At 48.8% G+C, this 16,767-nt stretch carries 13 protein-coding genes and 1 pseudogene; 9 read left to right on the top strand and 5 right to left on the bottom strand.

Features of this window, described 5'->3' with window-relative positions:
• The first annotated feature begins 37 nt into the window (after positions 1–37).
• Together ACWXW9_RS21595 and ACWXW9_RS21590 are read left to right on the top strand one after the other, a co-directional pair.
• Positions 38–286, top strand: a complete 249-nt coding sequence (locus ACWXW9_RS21595) for a hypothetical protein (RefSeq protein ID WP_494931092.1) — start codon at positions 38–40, stop codon at positions 284–286.
• 408 nt (positions 287–694) lie between these two features.
• Entirely contained in the window at positions 695–799 is a 105-nt protein-coding gene (locus ACWXW9_RS21590) for a DUF6254 family protein (RefSeq protein ID WP_007432370.1), read from the top strand.
• Between the two features lie 320 nt (positions 800–1,119).
• On the opposite strand, the gene rbsB is transcribed toward ACWXW9_RS21590, so the two are convergent.
• The 3 genes and pseudogenes from rbsB to ACWXW9_RS21575 all read right to left on the bottom strand — a co-directional run.
• A complete protein-coding gene (gene rbsB, locus ACWXW9_RS21585) occupies positions 1,120–2,049 on the bottom strand; it encodes a ribose ABC transporter substrate-binding protein RbsB (protein ID WP_494931091.1) in 930 nt (309 codons plus the stop codon).
• Positions 2,050–2,061: 12 nt separating this feature from the next.
• On the bottom strand, positions 2,062–3,306 hold the full coding sequence (locus tag ACWXW9_RS21580) for a sugar ABC transporter ATP-binding protein (protein ID WP_494931090.1): 1,245 nt from the start codon (positions 3,304–3,306) through the stop codon (positions 2,062–2,064).
• Positions 3,307–3,499: 193 nt separating this feature from the next.
• A pseudogene (locus ACWXW9_RS21575) lies at positions 3,500–4,198 on the bottom strand (L-fucose/L-arabinose isomerase family protein); the annotation flags it as partial.
• An 866-nt stretch (positions 4,199–5,064) separates the two neighbouring features.
• Here ACWXW9_RS21575 and ACWXW9_RS21570 point away from each other — a divergent pair.
• The 7 genes from ACWXW9_RS21570 (at position 5,065) to ACWXW9_RS21540 (ending at position 13,407) form a co-directional block, all read left to right on the top strand.
• Complete coding sequence (locus tag ACWXW9_RS21570) at positions 5,065–5,448, top strand: hypothetical protein (RefSeq protein WP_494931089.1); 384 nt, start codon at positions 5,065–5,067, stop codon at positions 5,446–5,448.
• 142 nt (positions 5,449–5,590) lie between these two features.
• Complete coding sequence (locus tag ACWXW9_RS21565) at positions 5,591–7,423, top strand: cache domain-containing sensor histidine kinase (RefSeq protein WP_494931088.1); 1,833 nt, start codon at positions 5,591–5,593, stop codon at positions 7,421–7,423.
• Positions 7,401–8,579: a response regulator transcription factor gene (locus ACWXW9_RS21560; protein WP_494931087.1), complete on the top strand. Its 1,179-nt coding sequence runs from the start codon at positions 7,401–7,403 to the stop codon at positions 8,577–8,579. The genes ACWXW9_RS21565 and ACWXW9_RS21560 overlap by 23 nt, the downstream gene beginning before the upstream one ends.
• Positions 8,580–8,795: 216 nt before the next feature.
• Entirely contained in the window at positions 8,796–10,280 is a 1,485-nt protein-coding gene (locus ACWXW9_RS21555; RefSeq protein WP_494931122.1) for a DUF5605 domain-containing protein, read from the top strand.
• A 19-nt stretch (positions 10,281–10,299) separates the two neighbouring features.
• Entirely contained in the window at positions 10,300–11,580 is a 1,281-nt protein-coding gene (locus ACWXW9_RS21550) for an ABC transporter substrate-binding protein (RefSeq protein WP_494931121.1), read from the top strand.
• Positions 11,581–11,670: 90 nt separating this feature from the next.
• Positions 11,671–12,546, top strand: a complete 876-nt coding sequence (locus ACWXW9_RS21545; protein WP_494931086.1) for a carbohydrate ABC transporter permease — start codon at positions 11,671–11,673, stop codon at positions 12,544–12,546.
• A gap of 24 nt (positions 12,547–12,570) precedes the next feature.
• Positions 12,571–13,407: a carbohydrate ABC transporter permease gene (locus tag ACWXW9_RS21540; protein ID WP_494931085.1), complete on the top strand. Its 837-nt coding sequence runs from the start codon at positions 12,571–12,573 to the stop codon at positions 13,405–13,407.
• 724 nt (positions 13,408–14,131) lie between these two features.
• Here the strand turns inward: ACWXW9_RS21540 and ACWXW9_RS21535 are convergent.
• Both ACWXW9_RS21535 and ACWXW9_RS21530 read right to left on the bottom strand, forming a co-directional pair.
• The gene (locus ACWXW9_RS21535; RefSeq protein WP_494931084.1) at positions 14,132–14,278 is read right to left on the bottom strand and encodes a hypothetical protein; all 147 of its coding nucleotides are present in this window, start codon (positions 14,276–14,278) and stop codon (positions 14,132–14,134) included.
• Positions 14,279–14,570: 292 nt separating this feature from the next.
• Entirely contained in the window at positions 14,571–16,451 is a 1,881-nt protein-coding gene (locus tag ACWXW9_RS21530; RefSeq protein ID WP_494931083.1) for a terpene cyclase/mutase family protein, read from the bottom strand.
• Positions 16,452–16,767: the final 316 nt, after the last annotated feature.

The following is a 16,767-nucleotide window of genomic DNA, read 5'->3' as shown; positions in this document are numbered from 1 at the left end:
GGTACTCAGGAATACTGGTTAAGCTCTTGTATTATGTTTGCAACGCCTTGACTCTATTGAGCATGAGGGAAAGCAGGGGGTGACGCATGATGTAGTGCTGAAAGAAGTGAAGCCGCAACTGTACTCTCTTATCGGCAAAGAACTTCTTTTTAACAAATCCCGGAGATGTGACGTTAGTTTGACGATTATTTGGGCAATGCCAGTCGGCAGTCCTTGCCGCAGATCGGGTAAACCTGAAACAGGTGCTGCGCATCCTCGTATGACTGAACTGATTCTTCTCACATAACAAAATCTCCTTTGAAATGAATATGTAAGGAACATCGGGGGCACATACGTATAATAAGAGAAGAACTCCATGCTTTCATCTCCATTAGATAAGTTAGCAACCCTATTCATGAGGAACCCTACCCTTTACCGTTTTGAAGTGAGCAGCATAGTGGTGCTCAATAAGGGGGAGCGCGCGAAGTTGTTTGGCCCAGTGACGGAAAATGATTGGCTCCACGTAGGTATAATCCCTCGACTCACGAACGGTAAGCTTCTTCAAATGGCTGGAGCATTGAGATCTCTTTCAAAGTAACATCACCCTGAGTTATAACAAAAATCCAACGAATTAAGTTTTATGAATGAACAGAGCCGAGAAATGACAACTTAAGGAAGTGGTATACATCACAATTTCCAAAGGAGGATATCTATTATGGCTCACCAGAAGAGAAGGAAAGAAGCTGCCTGGAAGTCACAAAAGCAAGAACAGCATCCCCATGGTAAAATCAAATCGCTTAAGGAATTGTCGAGCGAATAGAATTGAGGAGTATACTACTTGAAGGAGAAGGACTGTCGGCGAAATTTACGGCAGTCTTCTTTGTTGTAATAATCTTTCATAACTCAGTGAGTTGGTAAACATTCAAGGAAAAAAATTAACTTGAACCTCATTTCGTTTCCACCCTCCGACTATCTACTTTTTAATTTTAAATGATCCATCAAATGCCTGGTATCCTCGATGGAATGAAGATGCGAATGAGCAGTCTGATTTTAAATAAAAAAGGGAACCCTGCTTGAATTCATAGTGAAAAATCTGAACAGGGCTCTCTTTTAAGTTTTCCTCGGCCAATGACAGTCCTGCTACTGGCTGTTATCCTTCGTAACCAACTTGATTGGCACCGGAATGCTGCTTTCAACCGTCTTGCCCTGGAGTACCTCAGTGGCGGTTTGGACCGCCTTTTGGCCGATCAGGTCAAATTGTTGCGCTACGGTAGCAGACAGTTTGCCGTCTTTGACCGCTTGCAGCGCATCCGCGCTTCCGTCAAAGCCGATCACCAGAATATCCCTACCCGTAGCCGCGATGGCTTCTACAGCGCCCAGCGCCATCTCGTCGTTTTGGGCAAAAACGGCTTGAATATCCGGATTGCCCTGCAGCATATTTTCCATGACGTTCAGACCCTTCGTTCGGTCAAAATCCGCCGCTTGCTTGGCAACCACCTTCAATTTTCCATCCGCAACGGAGTGGAATCCCTGGCCTCGTTCCCGAGCGGCGGACGTGCCCGGAATGCCTTCGAGTTCCGCAACGACCGCGCCTTCGCCAAGCAGATCCACAATATATTCTGCGGCCATTTTGCCTCCGCCGACATTATCGGAAGCAATGAGGGAGGCGACCTCGCCTTTATTCGCCGCCCGGTCGATTGTAATGACGGGAATGCCAACACCGTTGGCCGTTTGCACAGCCGCCGAGATGGCCGATGAATCTGTGGGATTAATGAGCAGTGCATGAACCCCTTGCTGGATCAGATCTTCCACATCATTGTTCTGCTTTGCCGGATCATTTTGCGCATCCACCACGATGACCTCAAAGCCTTGCCTGTCGGCTTCCTGAACCACCATGTCTTTGAGGTAAACGAAGAACGGGTTGTTCAGCGTGGACATGTATAAGCCGATCTTGGCATCACTGAGATCACCAGCAGCCTTGGCTTTCGCCCAGGAAGGAGACTCCAGCGAGCATCCGGCCACCAGGAAGGAGCTGAGTGCGAGCAGCAGAAAAATACAGTATTTTCTCATGGTCTTCTCTCCTTAAGCAGCTTTTTTGCGGTCCATCAGAACGGCAATAACGATCACGATCCCTTTAACGACGAGCTGATAGAATGAAGAAACGCCAAGCAGGTTCAAGCCGTTGTTCAACGCGCCGATAATCAGCGCCCCGATATCCTTTTCTTTCCGCTCATTGATCAGACCTCTTTTTCTAAAGCTGAACAGGCTGGGCAGCACCATGTTTTCGCGGACAGAAAAATCGAGCAATAGTCCTTCATCCTTGCGGTCTTCCGTAATAAAACCGATGCCCAGCTTAACCGCTTCATACGGATGTCTAATCGAGACCTTCACACCGTTCAGGCGTACTTCTCCTTCATCCAGCGGGTCAAGACCGTAAATGGCACGCATTATTTCCGTGCGTCCGGAGCCCATCAGGCCGGAGATGCCCAAGATTTCACCGGCGCGCACAGAGAAGCTGACCTGGTGGAAGACTCCTCTTTTGGAAGCGTCCTTGACCTGAAGTATAATCTCGCCAGAAGAGATGTTCCGCTGCGGAAAGCGGTCAGCAAGCTCGCGGCCAACCATTTTCTTAACTACATCGTCAAAATCGGTAAGTGAAACTTTCTGGGTATCAACGGTCATGCCGTCACGAATAATGGTGATCCGGTCACAGATCTCAAATATCTCCTCCATGCGGTGGGAAATGTATACGATGGAGACCCCTTCTTTTTTTAGTGCGGGAATCACCTCGAACAGCTTTCGGATCTCCCTTTCGGTAAGGGCGGCCGTCGGTTCGTCCATAATGATCACCTTGGCGTCAGTCATCAGCGCTTTGGCGATTTCAATCATTTGCTGCTGTCCGACGGAGCAAGCTCTGGCAGGCTGGTCGAGCGGAAGGGAAAGAGACAGCTTTCGCATCTGTTCGTTTGCGAGCGTTTTCATACTACGGCTATTCAAAAATCCCCAGCGTGTAGTGATCTCTTTCCCGAGGAACAGATTTTCCAGCACGCTCAAGTCGGGCAAAATATTCAGTTCCTGATGAATAAACGCAATGCCGTACTGCTCCGCTTCGGAAGGGCTCGCAAAATTCACTTCTTTGCCGTCAATGAAAATGATGCCTTTATCCTTGCTATGAAGACCGGTAAGAATGTTCATCAGTGTGGATTTGCCCGCCCCGTTTTCGCCCATCAGGGCATGAACTTCTCCCTCAAGGAGTTCGAAGTCCACACCCGACAGTACACAGTTTGCTCCAAAGGCTTTGTGAATCCCGTTCATTCTAATATTCAAGCCTGTTCCCCCTTATCTGTATGGTCATTTACGGAAAAACGTGTCGATGCTCCGAATTCGGATCAGATAAGCTGCGAATGGAATTGGGGCGGCTGGATGCCTGACTGTATCACGGAGCGTACAGCACGCTGCCAGCCCTCACAGTTTCGATTCCTTAGGGAAGATTCCATGGAGGGGCTGTAGGAGTCAAGCTCTCTTTTTTAATATAATCGATCGTTTCGAGCAGCTCTGAGCTGCTGCCTGAAGCAATTTTCTTCGATCTGAGCTGAATGTCGACAAGCGTGATCGGGTGGATCTCAATACCGAATCTTTCAAGCAGCTCGCCTTCGTTACAGACCATCGTCCAGAAAGATGCGGGGCGGGGACCAATCTGCAGAATGCGCAGGCTTTTAAATTGGCGCACAACATTGGCCGCTGCGACAAAATTGGTAAAGCCTCTTTCAAACACCGGATCCTCAACCCGGCTGTTCGTCACATAAGTAAAAGGAACATTGAAACGGCGCAGCACCTTGCCGGTGGCGAACAGGCCGCACTGTGTGTCGCGCAGGCGCATGCCGTCCGCGAGCGGAGCTTCATCACGCGGCCCCCACAGCAGTACGGGCTTGTCGAGCGCCTTTCCTACACGGGCCACCGTATCCTCCGTTCCAAAGTTGCAGTGCGGGAAAAAGACGGCATCAACCTCTTCATCTTTAAAACGCTTAACAATCAAGTCTGCATTGATGTGATCATCGTAGAGCAGCCCCTCCTGATTCAGGCCTTCCAGATCGATGATGTCGATGTCCATGCCAAAGCTCTCAATCTGCTGGCGGATGGCGACTTTGTACTTGAATGCATCTTCGGCGCTAAACGTAAAACGGCGTGTCGGAGCATAACCCAATTTCAATTTTTTTATAAATCATGTCTACTCTTGGATGGATAAAGTGAGATGACTTAACATAGAACAGTTTGTTTAGTTAATTTAACTAAACAAACTACTTGTTTTGTATTTACGACGCCATCGTATCATTGCAAGAAAGCGCTATCAACAACCTGTTTAGTTAATAAAACGCAATAATAACTAAATTAATATATTATTTTTTATAAACATTGCAATAATGATAAGTGCGATGTAAACTTCATGTATCTATTGATAGAGGATTGGAAGAATTGATGTAACAAAACTTCGGTTCAGGAATCTCATTTGACATGTCAAAGAATCGACATATGGTATTCATCAATATGAACTAAAAAATTATTCCAATGATGAATAATGGCAGAAACCAGACGTGGCAGAGGAAATATTTGCGCTTTCGAACACCATATCGTATGGTGTTCGAAAGATCGACATCAATTCTTCTCTTAATGAAGTTGAATCCAGGTTAACGGAAATTCTATTGCAGGTGGCGTTCGCCCACAGCTTTGCCATCTCTAGAATAGAAGCAGAACAAGACCATATTCATGTACTTGTTGAACCATACCATAGACACACACGAGCGCATTCTGCAAATTGCCCAGGAAGCGGGATCTATTCCAAAGAGCAGTGCATCGGCCAGTGCACCGCCCAGAAACGATAAATCACTGCTTTTTCTAGTATGCACCAACTCCGATATCGTGCTCGACAAATATTCCCAGAGGCCCTTTTTTAAGGAACTGATACAATTTATTGAAGAAAGGTCCAGACAGGGGGGATCTGCTTATTTTTTCAACAGTGAATATGGAATCCTTCTATAAAGAAATCCAGACCGTTGCCGAAGAAAGGCGCAGCGACGGTGCCATCGTGTGCTCGGTACCAATTTGACACGCGAGCAAATCAGGTACATTCACGACAACCTACCCAATCTTCTGGTGCTGGATACTTGCTTTGACACGCTGCCGGTACAATTTGTCGAAATTAATCATGCGATGTGCTTATCAGGCGTACCTCCATCGGTTATATGGCTTCGGATGTTCGTATTCATAATTTTGAGGAACGCAGGCGGGGATTTATGGAGGCATTGGCGGAACTGGGAATCTGCGTGCCGCGACAATTCGGTTATAGGTTTCGACAACATATCAAAGTCGGTCATTGTGACAACAGAGCTGACGACCATTCATGTGGAAAAAGAAAGAATAGCCGTGCTGGTGGTTGATCAGCTGATTAAATTTATTGAAAATGATCCGTAAGCTCAAAGCTAAATTTTCCGTCGACACACGCTTTGTGGAACGCAATTCCTGTTCTGCCCCCTCTTTGGCGATGCAGGCGGCAGACAATAAATAATTTGAATGAAACGGTGCGTTCAAGACCGAGACAACCAGAGGTGAGAGCATGCAGAAATTGTTCAACATCCGGTTTCAGACAAAGCTTTTTGTCGTGTTCATTCTTTTGAGCAGCATTCCGGCACTGCTGATTGGGACGATGGCCTACCGTAAATCCTCCATGATGCTGCAGGCCCGGAATGAGCAGGATCTGAATGTGATTCTGGCCCAGCTGAATACATCGATTGAACGCCAGGTCAGGGATTTTGATCGGTTTACAATGATCCCGTATTATTTGCCGGATATTTTCAGCTTTTTAAATAAGCCTTATTTGGCCAAGGAGCAGTGGGGGACCGCGGAAATCCATGCACAGAGAACGATGGCCCGGCTCATGGGGGCCTATCCTTCCATTAACTCCTCAATCAAGGGACTGATGATCTACGGTATGAACGGAACCGTCAACGGCTACCGAATAAGCGGGAATACGGTAATTAATCCCAAAGAAAAGGTTTTGGATGAGGATTGGTACCAGCAAGCGCTAGCAGAGCGGGGCGGTTTTGTCATTACCGGGGTCAGAGAGATCAACCAGTTTAAAGACGGAGCCTTCCCTGCCCTGGTCGGCTCCCGTCTGCTGATGGACGAGGAATATCAACCGCTTGCTGTCATGGCTATCTTCATCAGTCCTGATTTTATCCCCAAATTTGTGGAGACGCTGGAGCTTCCGACCGTTAAGGTCACCGTCCTCGATCAGAACCGGAATGTCATTTACGCATCCGATCCTGCCCTTGCGGCCAGACAGCTGTCCATCGGTGCCAACGAGCAGCGGGGCAGATGGGAGGCTGACGTGTTGGCGGATCAGGGGCAGGAGGGATACAGCGGCGTCTTTCTTGAAAGCGGTTACTTGAAATGGAAGGTATACCTAGGAGTCAATCGTGAGGAGCTGCTGGCGGGCAGCCGTTCCATCAGCTATTTTACTTTCCTGGTGACGGTGGGCGCGGTGATTTGTTCAGCCGCCATTTCCTTGCTGCTTGCGAGAAGGCTGTCGAGGCCGATCAACCGCTTAATTCGCTCCATGCGTGAGGTCGAGCAGGGGAATTTCAAAGCACCTGCACCCGTAGGGGAAGACAACGAAATGAGACGGCTGGAAAGCAGCTATCACAGGATGGTCAGCCGTCTCGACATGCTGGTGCATTCCATTGAGGAGAAGGAACGCCAGAAGCGCAACGCCGAACTCTACGCATTGCGGGCACGCATACAGCCCCATTTTCTGTATAACACGCTGAATTCCATTCGCATGCTGGCCATACTGCAGCATTCGCCCCATATTGCCAAATTACTGCAATCGCTGGCCAAGCTGCTTCAGGCGAATATGAAGCTGGACAGCGAACTGGTATTGCTGGATGAGGAGATTCGGCTGCTGAAAGATTATGCCGCTTTGATGGATTTAAGATACACCGGTGTTTTTAGAGTGCATTGGGTTATTCCGAACGAGTGCTTGCACGTGCCCATTCCGCCCATGCTTTTGCAGCCACTGCTGGAAAACGCGATCTTCCACGGGGCCAAAGGGCTGGACAGAACTCTGCGCATTTTCATAACGGCCAGACAGGATGTGGAGAGCGGGACGCTTTTCATTGAAATTGCGGATGACGGCACAGGATTTACCGGCAAAGAGATTCTGCTGCGGGAAGAGAACGGGGAAAAGGAGGACAGAGATGGAGAAGAGAGCGCTGACCATATAGGTTTACGTAATGTGCACGAACGGATCCTTCTCAGATTTGGCGAGCCGTACGGATTGTCGTTAATTCGGACGGATGATCTCACGAAAGCTATTGTTAAAATACCACTGAAATTAGAAGCATCAGAGACAGGGGGGGACAGAGATGTGGAATCTGTTGGTCGTTGATGATGAATCCATTGTCAGAATGGGACTGCGTTATATGCTTGATTGGGAAGGTTTGGGGATATGCTGGAAGGCCGAGGCGGCCGACGGGGAAGAAGCACTGCGTATTTTGGAAGAAGAGAACATTCACTTTGTCATGACCGATATCCGGATGCCCGGTATGGACGGGATCGAGTTGGCGCAAAAAATCAGGCACAGGAACCCTGAGATCCAAATTATTTTCCTGAGCAGCTATGATACTTTTTCCTATGTGAGGGAGGCGCTTCGGCTGGGTGCAGCTGATTATCTGCATAAGCCTACCATGGATGAAGATGAAATTGCGGACACGATGCAAAAGGTCATCTCCCGTTTTAAATTGACTTCAAATGAGCTACCGCAGCGTACGGAAGAAGAAAGAAACGAGCTCTGTTTATCGCTGCTGGATCCTTTTACGTTTCCGGCGGAGCCTATGAAGCTCCTGCCCGAGCTCGCGGACGAATCTTATAAGGAAGGTTATGTACTTGCAATTATCCGTAAAAGATACGACGCGGTTCAGGAGAATGAAGATTCGGAACAACTGCGTTTTCTTTCCATTCTGCACCTTATCAGCAAGCTGGCGGCAAAGAACAGGGGAGGCTTGGTCTTCCACCGGAATTTCCGTGAAATGATTTGGATAGCTCCCGTCCGTTCTCTAACCGGGGATGGCGATATGCCAAGTTATTTGAACGGCTTGCGGCAAAAGGTGCTTGAGCTGTTGAACGTCCGGCTGATCTTTGCCTACGCTTCTTCTGCCTGCAGCGATATTTCCAGCCTGCCGGGCGCCTATATGTCCGCACTTTTGCGTTTTCCCCGCAACGAACAGAGCGACAGCTTTATTGTGCGCCGGGCTAAAGAATATGTGGACCGGCATTTGCTGGAGGATGTTACGCTGGCCAAGGTCGGGGAATCCATTCACGTTAGTCCGGGATACTTAAGCCGGATTTTTCTTAAGGAAATCGGTGAAAATTTCAGCGATTACATCATACGCAACAAAATGGAAATCGCCCAAAAAATGCTGCGCGAGACCAGCCGCAAGGTGTATGAGATCGCGGCCGATCTCGGGTACAGTAACCCCTATTACTTCAGCAAGCTGTTCAAGGACCGTACGGGACTCACCCCTCTTGAATACCGCAATCAATGATCCGGAGCCAGCAAGGATACCAGGTGCAAGTTAAAAAAACGTATGATTTCGCAAAAATCATCTATTGCCGGGACTGGAAGCAGCCGCAAGATCAACCGATACGTCAAAATCGCATATGAAAAAGCCGATTCGCCCGCTACTTCCGCCAAGAGTTAATGATTAAAATTATTGGTGTAGGAGGTTGAATGACCAGTAGAGAAAGGGGCGAATCAAGTGATGCAGGAATTAGCGAAAGCGCCGGAAATTGAACGCTGGGGGAGATTTGACTTGTTCCTTCCCGGCCCGGAGGACGGCAATCCCTTTACGGAGGTGGCATTTGGAGCACGCTTCCGTCAGGGACACCGGATCGTTGAGGTGGAAGGTTTCTATGACGGGGAAGGCTGTTACCGTGTACGCTTTATGCCGGATATTTTGGGGATATGGTCTTATGAGACGGTCAGCAATGTGCCTGAATTAAATTTGGTTCAGGGCATGTTCACATGTGTTGATCCTTCAGCAGGAAATCACGGACCCGTAGGAGTGGATCGTGAAGTCCATTTCGCCTATGCCGACGGCAAACCCTTCTTTTCCTTCGGAACTACAAGTTATGTATGGAATCACCAGGACTTAGAGTTGCAGGAGATTACCCTTCGCAGTCTGGGTGAAGCGGATGTTTTTAATAAAATTCGAATGTGCGTTTTTCCGAAACACTATGATTACAATTTGAACGAACCTGCATTGTACCCGTTTGTAGGGTCTCTGGAAGAGGGCTGGGATTTCACGGCATTCAATCCCGCATACTGGCGGCAGCTTGAACGCAGGATTGAGGATTTGCAAAAGCTTGGCATCGAGGCCGATCTCATCCTTTTTCATCCTTATGACCGGTGGGGATTTGCGGAGATGAGTCCCGAGACTGACGATTTTTATCTGCGTTATGCCGTCGCCCGTCTCTCGGCGTTTCGCAATATCTGGTGGTCGCTGGCCAATGAGTTCGATCTGATGAAGGCTAAAACGATGCGGGATTGGGATCGGTTCTTCAGAATCATTCAGGAGCGCGATGCTTACGGTCATCTCCGCTCCATTCACAACTGGCACCATCCGGGCATCCATTACCGCAGCAACCTGCATTGGTATAACCATGGCAAGCCGTGGGTTACACATGCGAGCATCCAGCACCATGATCTCCATTTTGTCAGCGAATGGCAGGAGACCTACCGGAAGCCCATTGTCGTGGACGAATGCCGCTATGAAGGAAATCTGAACCACGGATGGGGGAATATCACGGCGGAGCGGATGGTGGAATGCTTCTGGGAAGGCGTGCTGAACGGAGGTTATGTCACGCATGGGGAAACTTTTCTTCATGAAGACAATATCATCTGGTGGTCGCACGGAGGAACACTGCACGGAGAAAGCCCATCCAGAATCCAATTTCTCCGCTGTATTATCGAAGGCGGGCCGCAGCTCGGCCGCCTGAGCGCCGACTTTCAATGGGATACCGCGGCGGGCGGGGTGGACGGCGAATATTACCTCGTGTATTTCGGCTCAAGCCGCCCGGGATTCCGCATGTTGCCGCTGCCGGAGGGCATCACTTTTACCATTGAACTGATTGATACATGGAACATGACGATTACTCCACTGCCTGGGGCATATGAAGGAACATGCCGCGTGGAATTGCCGGGCAAGCCTTACCAAGCGCTGCGCATTCAAGCTACCAACCAATAAACGTAGGGGGACATACATGATGAAAAAATGGGTTGCATTGCTGGCTAGTGTTCTGCTTGTTGTTACGGGCGCGGTTGGGTGTTCATCGGATGCGCGGCAACAAAGCCAGGAGGGCTCATCCTCCGGTAGCCCCAAGGTCAGTATTTCCTTGTGGACTCTGAATACGGGATGGTCATGGCTGCAGTCGGCGGTTGATGATTTTGAAAGCGCTAACCCGGATATTAATGTGGAGCTTACTCAATATGAGGTAGATCCGTTCAAAGAAAATCTCAAGGTGGCGGCAAGCTCGAAGACGCTGCCGGATATGTGGTTTACATGGGGCGGATCGTTGGGATCCTTTTACCCGGAAAATGGCATGACCATGGATTTGACTCAGGTGGCTAAAGACCACAAATGGTCCGAAAAATACAATAAAACCGCTATTGATTTGTCCACTTTTGACGGGAAAATTTCCGGTATTCCGCTGCACTTGAATGTACTGGGCATGTGGTACCCGAAAGAGCTTTATCAAAAGCTAAATTTGAAAGCGCCTTCAACATTTGCCGAATTTGAGTCCCAACTGCAAACACTAAAAAAGAACGGGGTTACCCCGCTGGCTTTTGGCAGTAAAGGCGGATGGCACACGATGCGGCTGACGGAGCAGTTGCTTGAGCATTTTGCCGGCCCGGAACTGCATGACAAGCTGAACCATCTGGAGACGTCGTGGAACGATCCGGCGGTCGTTAAAACCTTTGAAAAGATTAAAGAATATACGGACAAGGGTTACTTCCCGATGGGTTATTCCTCATTGGATCCAAGCGAAGCCGAAATGCTGTTTTACCAGCAGTCGGGAGGCATCATTAACGAGGGAACCTGGTTTGACGGCAACATTACTGAAAATGGCTTTGATCCGGCACAATTTGACGTATTCAAGTTTCCGACGGAACAAACGCCGGCACGCGCTTCCGTGTTTGCGGAAATGCTGCAGATCAACGGCGCATCCGACCCTGCGAAGCAGGAAGCGACCATCAAGCTTGGCGAGTATTTGACAAGTGTTGAGGTGGTCAATAAATATATCAATGATTATGGTTCGCCAGCTACACTGGGCTTTACTGTCTCGGAAAAGACACCTCATATTCAGCCGCTGCTTGACAGTGCGAAGGATGGCGGTTTCCTGATTACTGACCAGGCTCTTTCGCAGGAGGTCGTGCAGAAGCTGTTCGAAGCACAGGATAAAGTGGCGCTGAACGAGTGGACACCGCAGCAGGCCGCCGAAAACATGGAGAACGCCGTGTCTGCGTACAAAAGCAAACAGAAATGATGATCAGGGCCTTACCGCCTGAACTGAACCGAGCAAGGCGTCAGCAGGAAATTTCTGCTGACGCGATTTATGTGGAAAGGGGAGAATGGCATGACATCAAGAATGCTTAAACCGTGGCTGTTCCTGCTGCCTGCTTTAATTATTTACTTAACGGTTATTTTTGTGCCGGCGGTATACACCTTTTTTCTCAGTTTTTTCAGCTGGAATGGAGTTGCTCCCCATAAGGAGTTTGTAGGCTTAGGCAATTATGCCGAACTGTTCACGCAGGATACCGTGTTCATGAGAGCGCTGAAAAACAATCTGTTCTGGATGATCGGTTCTCTGACACTGATTATGGGGGCAGGTCTGGGATTGGCGCTACTGCTGAACAAAAAGCTGAAGGGGCGGATCTTTTTCCGCGGTGTATTCTACTTTCCGTATGTATTGTCAGGTATTGTTGTGGCCACCGGATGGACCTGGCTCTACAATCCGACGCAGGGATTTGTCAATAAAATGCTGGCTTTGCTCGGGCTAGAAAGCTGGCAGCACGCCTGGTTGGCAGAGCCGGATATCGCGCTGTACGCGGTTTTTGCAGCGGCCATGTGGCAGGGCATCGGACAGCCCATGGTTCTTTTCCTGGCAGGGCTGCAGAGTATTCCGCAGGACCCGTATGAAGCGGCTTTAATCGACGGAGCGAAACCGTATCAGTCCTTTTTCTATATCACGCTGCCGCTGCTGCGCGAAACGTTTGTCATTGTAGTGGCTACGACGCTGATTGCTTCCATGAAAGTTTATGACATTATTTACGGGATGACCGGCGGCGGCCCTGCCGAAAGCACCCAGGTGCTCTCGTCATGGATGTACAGCCAGACCTTCAAGTTTGCAAATATCGGAATGGGTTCGGCAATCGCTTTCATTCTTGTATTGATTTCCATGACCATCATCATTCCTTACGTGTATTACACGACTAAGAAATCCTATGTATAACGTGCAGAAAGAGAGTGGTGCAGCATGGAGGAATTGAGAGTCCATCCGGCAGTAACGGTACTACGGTACGTATTCCTGATTATATTGGCGGCCATCTTTTTAATCCCGGTCCTGTTTATCGCCTTCACTGCGCTGAAATCGAGAGCGGATCTGATGACCAACCCGTTTTACGCGCTGCCTGAAAAATTTCAGTGGGATAACTTTCTGAAAGCGTGGGACCAGGGTAAAATGAGCATGTATATGAAAAATACGCTGTTCATCTGTCTCGTCAAGGTACCACTGGGCATTCTGATCGAAGCGTTCGCGGCATTTGCCTTGACCAGGCTGAATTTTAAATGGAGTAATTTGATGTTTGCCTTTTTCCTGATCGGCATGATGATCCCGATGCAGGCCACACTTGTGCCCTTGAATATACTTCTCAACAAAACGCATCTTGTCAGCACGTATCCCGGAATCTTTCTCGTGTATGTCGGATTCGGCATTCCGTTCGGCATTCTAATTTTGCGCGGCTTCTTCCGCACCATTCCGAAGGAAATCGACGAGTCTGCCTTGATTGACGGATGCGGAGACATGGGGAAATTTTTTCGGATTATATTACCCTTATCCATGCCGGCCATCGCCACGCTCGTCATCTTTGACTTTATGGCAACCTGGAATGAGTTTTTGCTGGCGCAGATTTTTATCACCAAGGATACGATGAAGACCATTACAACCGGACTGCTTGCCTTTAAAGGCGAGCATTCGACCGATTATACCCTGCTGAACGCCGGTGTGCTGATCTCCATTATTCCGACACTGTGTGTTTACCTGTTATTCCAGAAATACTTTGTTTCCGGCCTAGCAGGCTCGGTTAAGGGCTAATGTTCATATGTTGTCATATAACCGATAGAGTTCTCTCCTTCTATGAAAGGAAGAGAACTCTATGCTTTTCAAGTCCAATTTCTTATCCGTCTCCTTCTCAAAAAACTGATCCGCAGGGAATTTCAGATGCTTCCATCCGACCGTCGCGATAAACAGCAGGCCGATGACGATTAGGGCGTAAGGCCAAAAGGTCCAACCGGGGTGAAGCAGGGTATATTCATAGATCTCTCCCGGGTGAAGTGAGAGCAAGCATTTGCAACGCGCTATCACTTGAAGAACAATGATGTGCCTAGGTTGAGAAACCAATTATACACATTTATCAGATGAAGAGATGAAAAACGCCGTAAACAATATGGATAAATAACAGAACCATAAAACAATATATTTGTATAACTGACGCTTATTAGTAAATAAAAATGACACAAAGTTGCCTAAGAAAACAAATTCCTGCTCTAATAAATAGCTAAAGTAGGGAACTTTGTGTCAAAATAGTGTGAAATGGGGAATGAGAGGAGGAAATCATTCAATCACATCTGGCATGGAGGCCATAAGATGCGAAAAAACGATCTAAAGGTTCATGCCAATGGGTATATTCCTGTGAAAGATGGATTCGAAGTTTTTCTTTCGATATAAGGATGCTGCATGCTAGGCGTGTGTACTTTCTTAAATGTAACAAAAGGAAAGGCTGCTCGAATGAGCAGCCTTTCGCCTTAACCTATTTCTTCTATCTACCCCACACCATATTCCACATCCGTCTGCGGTGGCAAGGGTTCTGGGGATCTACGCCGCAGCCCATCAGCCATTGTGCCGCATTTTCTCTTTCAGCTGGTGACACCGGTACACCCATACATTCGGAGAGTCGATCAATCATACTGTAGCAGCCATGGTGGCATTTTAAATCCTCATATTTCTGGGCACGTAAAATGCCGCACACCTTGTGGAAACATCGTGGGTCCATCATTCTACGGCGGAATGTTCCCATTAAACAGGGATCAAGTTGGGACATGCTTGTTGTCTCCTTTCACATATGCTCCATTCTCGTCTGTAGCCGGAGTTATAGGTTAAAAACTACTTTTTATCGGCTTGAAGACGGTTAGTATAGCATATGCGGATCGAATAGAAAGTACAGGGTGTATACCTGTAATCCAGGAAAATGGGGCATTTTAGCAGTCTTTATACTTCTGTTCATAGTGACTGAGCGTGAGCAGGGGCCAGATCCGCGGATAACTGTGATACTGGATATAGAAATGCCCCGGAAGACCCGCTCCGGTCGGATATGTTACCCGCTTGCTACCTTCCTCTCGATTCCAGTCGATCAGCAGGGAGGTGGCTTCTTTGATTTCCTTCACAGGTGTATCATGAACCGCAATCAGCAGATCCAGCGCCCATGCGGTGTGAACGACCGTGGAGTAAGGAGCTGCAATGTAGGTTTTCGATACATCACTCTTGCAGGACTCCCCCCAGCCACCATCCGGCTGTCTCATGCGGAGCAGCCAGTCTGCTGCTTTTTGAATCGCGGGATGCTCCGCTGATAAACCTACCGCTCTTAGTCCTGTTACGGCAGCCCATGTCCCATACAGATACGATACTCCCCAGCGGCCATACCAGGATCCATCCCGCTGCTGCCGCTTCAGCAGCCAGCGCACTCCCGTCTGTACCCTTGGATGATTCGTTGTCAGCTTCACATGGCTCCCCAGAAACTCTAACGTCCTCCCCGTCACATCCGCCGCTGAAGGATCAAACGCCGTATCTTCGAAGTTCTCTACTGCAAACAGACGAGTCATGAAGGAAGTGCTGTTCCGCTCAAAAGCGGCCCAGCCACCGTCATCATTTTGCCTGCGGAATAAGTACTGTACTCCTTTTCTCCATGACTCAAGACTGTCTGCGTGATAAGACGTGTACCGCGTCAGCGCCCGCAGCACCGCCTGCGTATCATCCACATCTGGGTTTGCCTTGTTGCTTTCGGAGAATCCCCAGCCGCCTGTCATGTGCAGCAGAGAGCCTTCTGCCTGCTCCTTCTTCTCTGTATGCTGAAGCGACAACAAATACGCTGCTGCCCGCTGCACGGTATCATCCCCTGCTGAAAGCCCGGCCTCCTGCAGCGTGTAGGAAGCAAGCGCCGTATCCCATACGGTGGAAGGAGAGTTCTGAATATGCATCCCCCCGTCATCCGTCTTCGTTACAAAAGAGAGCAGCCCCTTCATCGCATGGGAGATCACAGGCGAGTCCGGCTGATAGCCGATCGCCAACAGCGCATAGATCATAAAAAAAGTGGCACTTGCATAGCTGTACAGCGTCCCGTCCCCTTCAATATGCGCCAGTATAAAACTCTCGACCTTTTGGATGGAATGGTTTGACCTTTTTCCTTGCAAACCGGAAGGGTTCCGGTTTCGTTTTTTCGCGGACCGTCTGCGGCCGTGGCTCTGATGATACAGCTTATTGTACTTCGGCGTCGTGTAGAGATGGGAGATGTCTGCACCAGAAGGATGCGGTAGAGTGAATTTGAGGTGCCCCAGAATGAGACTCGGGGCGAAATGAGTCCTGACGTATGAGCTCCAGCGGTAAAAGCTAAATGGAATCCATTTCGGGAGATGGATCAAAAATAGAGGCATCGGATAATACGCAGGCCACGGATACAGGTCGTTCAAGGCCAGCATAAACTTAGTGGAGACATGTGCCTTCTCGACTCCGCCGCTGCGGAGAATATAATCCTGGGCCCGTTTCATCGGCGGTGCATCCCGCTCCAGATAACCGGATAACAAAAGCGCGGTATACGCCTCTATTGTGGAGGATAGGTGGCCATCATCGTCATCGTACTGTTTCCATTCGCCTTCATCCGCCTGTTTATGCACCAAGCGCTGGGCCAGCTGCGAAAGGAGTTCTTGTTCTTCGGGATACAGGGAACTGATGAGAATCATCATACTGGCATCCGTCATCGGCCCTGTTTCAAAATCATATCTCCATGACCCATCTTCCTGCTGTTCCGACTGAATCCGGGTCATATAACGGTTGATCTCGGCTTGTACTTTCTCCAGCAATTCCATAAGCGTTTCACTCCCTACCTTGGTTTGTTGTATAAGGAATAACAGCATTGTTGTCCGTGATGCTCTTATCGTATGTAGGGGATTCGTTATTGGTGGAGGTGTATACCTAAAGAACTGTTTAAATTAAAAGGGAAAGTTCGATGCATAAGGAGGATATAGGGCTTGGAATGGGATGTGTGACGCATGAATAACCGTTGTTCAACATACAATTCCTGCTGGAGACTTCGCAAATGCTGGCATCCCTCCCCCCCCCCCGAAGACAAGCATACAATATGGAAGCAGGACTAGCTTGCCACTACATTATCTAAAGGATGGT

It is taken from the genome of Paenibacillus sp. LT-B23, assembly GCF_059417685.1.
Note: the sequence above shows the minus strand (reverse complement) of the source record. Positions and strands in the feature narration are given on the sequence as shown.

Coding starts and splice junctions, on each gene's coding strand:
- ACWXW9_RS21590 (WP_007432370.1), top strand. CDS start 695: ATGGCTCACCAGAAGAGAAGGAAAGAAGCTGCCTGGAAGTCACAAAAG.
- rbsB (WP_494931091.1), bottom strand. CDS start 2,049: ATGAGAAAATACTGTATTTTTCTGCTGCTCGCACTCAGCTCCTTCCTG.
- ACWXW9_RS21565 (WP_494931088.1), top strand. CDS start 5,591: ATGCAGAAATTGTTCAACATCCGGTTTCAGACAAAGCTTTTTGTCGTG.
- ACWXW9_RS21560 (WP_494931087.1), top strand. CDS start 7,401: ATGTGGAATCTGTTGGTCGTTGATGATGAATCCATTGTCAGAATGGGA.
- ACWXW9_RS21555 (WP_494931122.1), top strand. CDS start 8,796: ATGCAGGAATTAGCGAAAGCGCCGGAAATTGAACGCTGGGGGAGATTT.
- ACWXW9_RS21550 (WP_494931121.1), top strand. CDS start 10,300: ATGAAAAAATGGGTTGCATTGCTGGCTAGTGTTCTGCTTGTTGTTACG.
- ACWXW9_RS21545 (WP_494931086.1), top strand. CDS start 11,671: ATGACATCAAGAATGCTTAAACCGTGGCTGTTCCTGCTGCCTGCTTTA.
- ACWXW9_RS21540 (WP_494931085.1), top strand. CDS start 12,571: ATGGAGGAATTGAGAGTCCATCCGGCAGTAACGGTACTACGGTACGTA.
- ACWXW9_RS21535 (WP_494931084.1), bottom strand. CDS start 14,278: ATGATTGATCGACTCTCCGAATGTATGGGTGTACCGGTGTCACCAGCT.
- ACWXW9_RS21530 (WP_494931083.1), bottom strand. CDS start 16,451: ATGGAATTGCTGGAGAAAGTACAAGCCGAGATCAACCGTTATATGACC.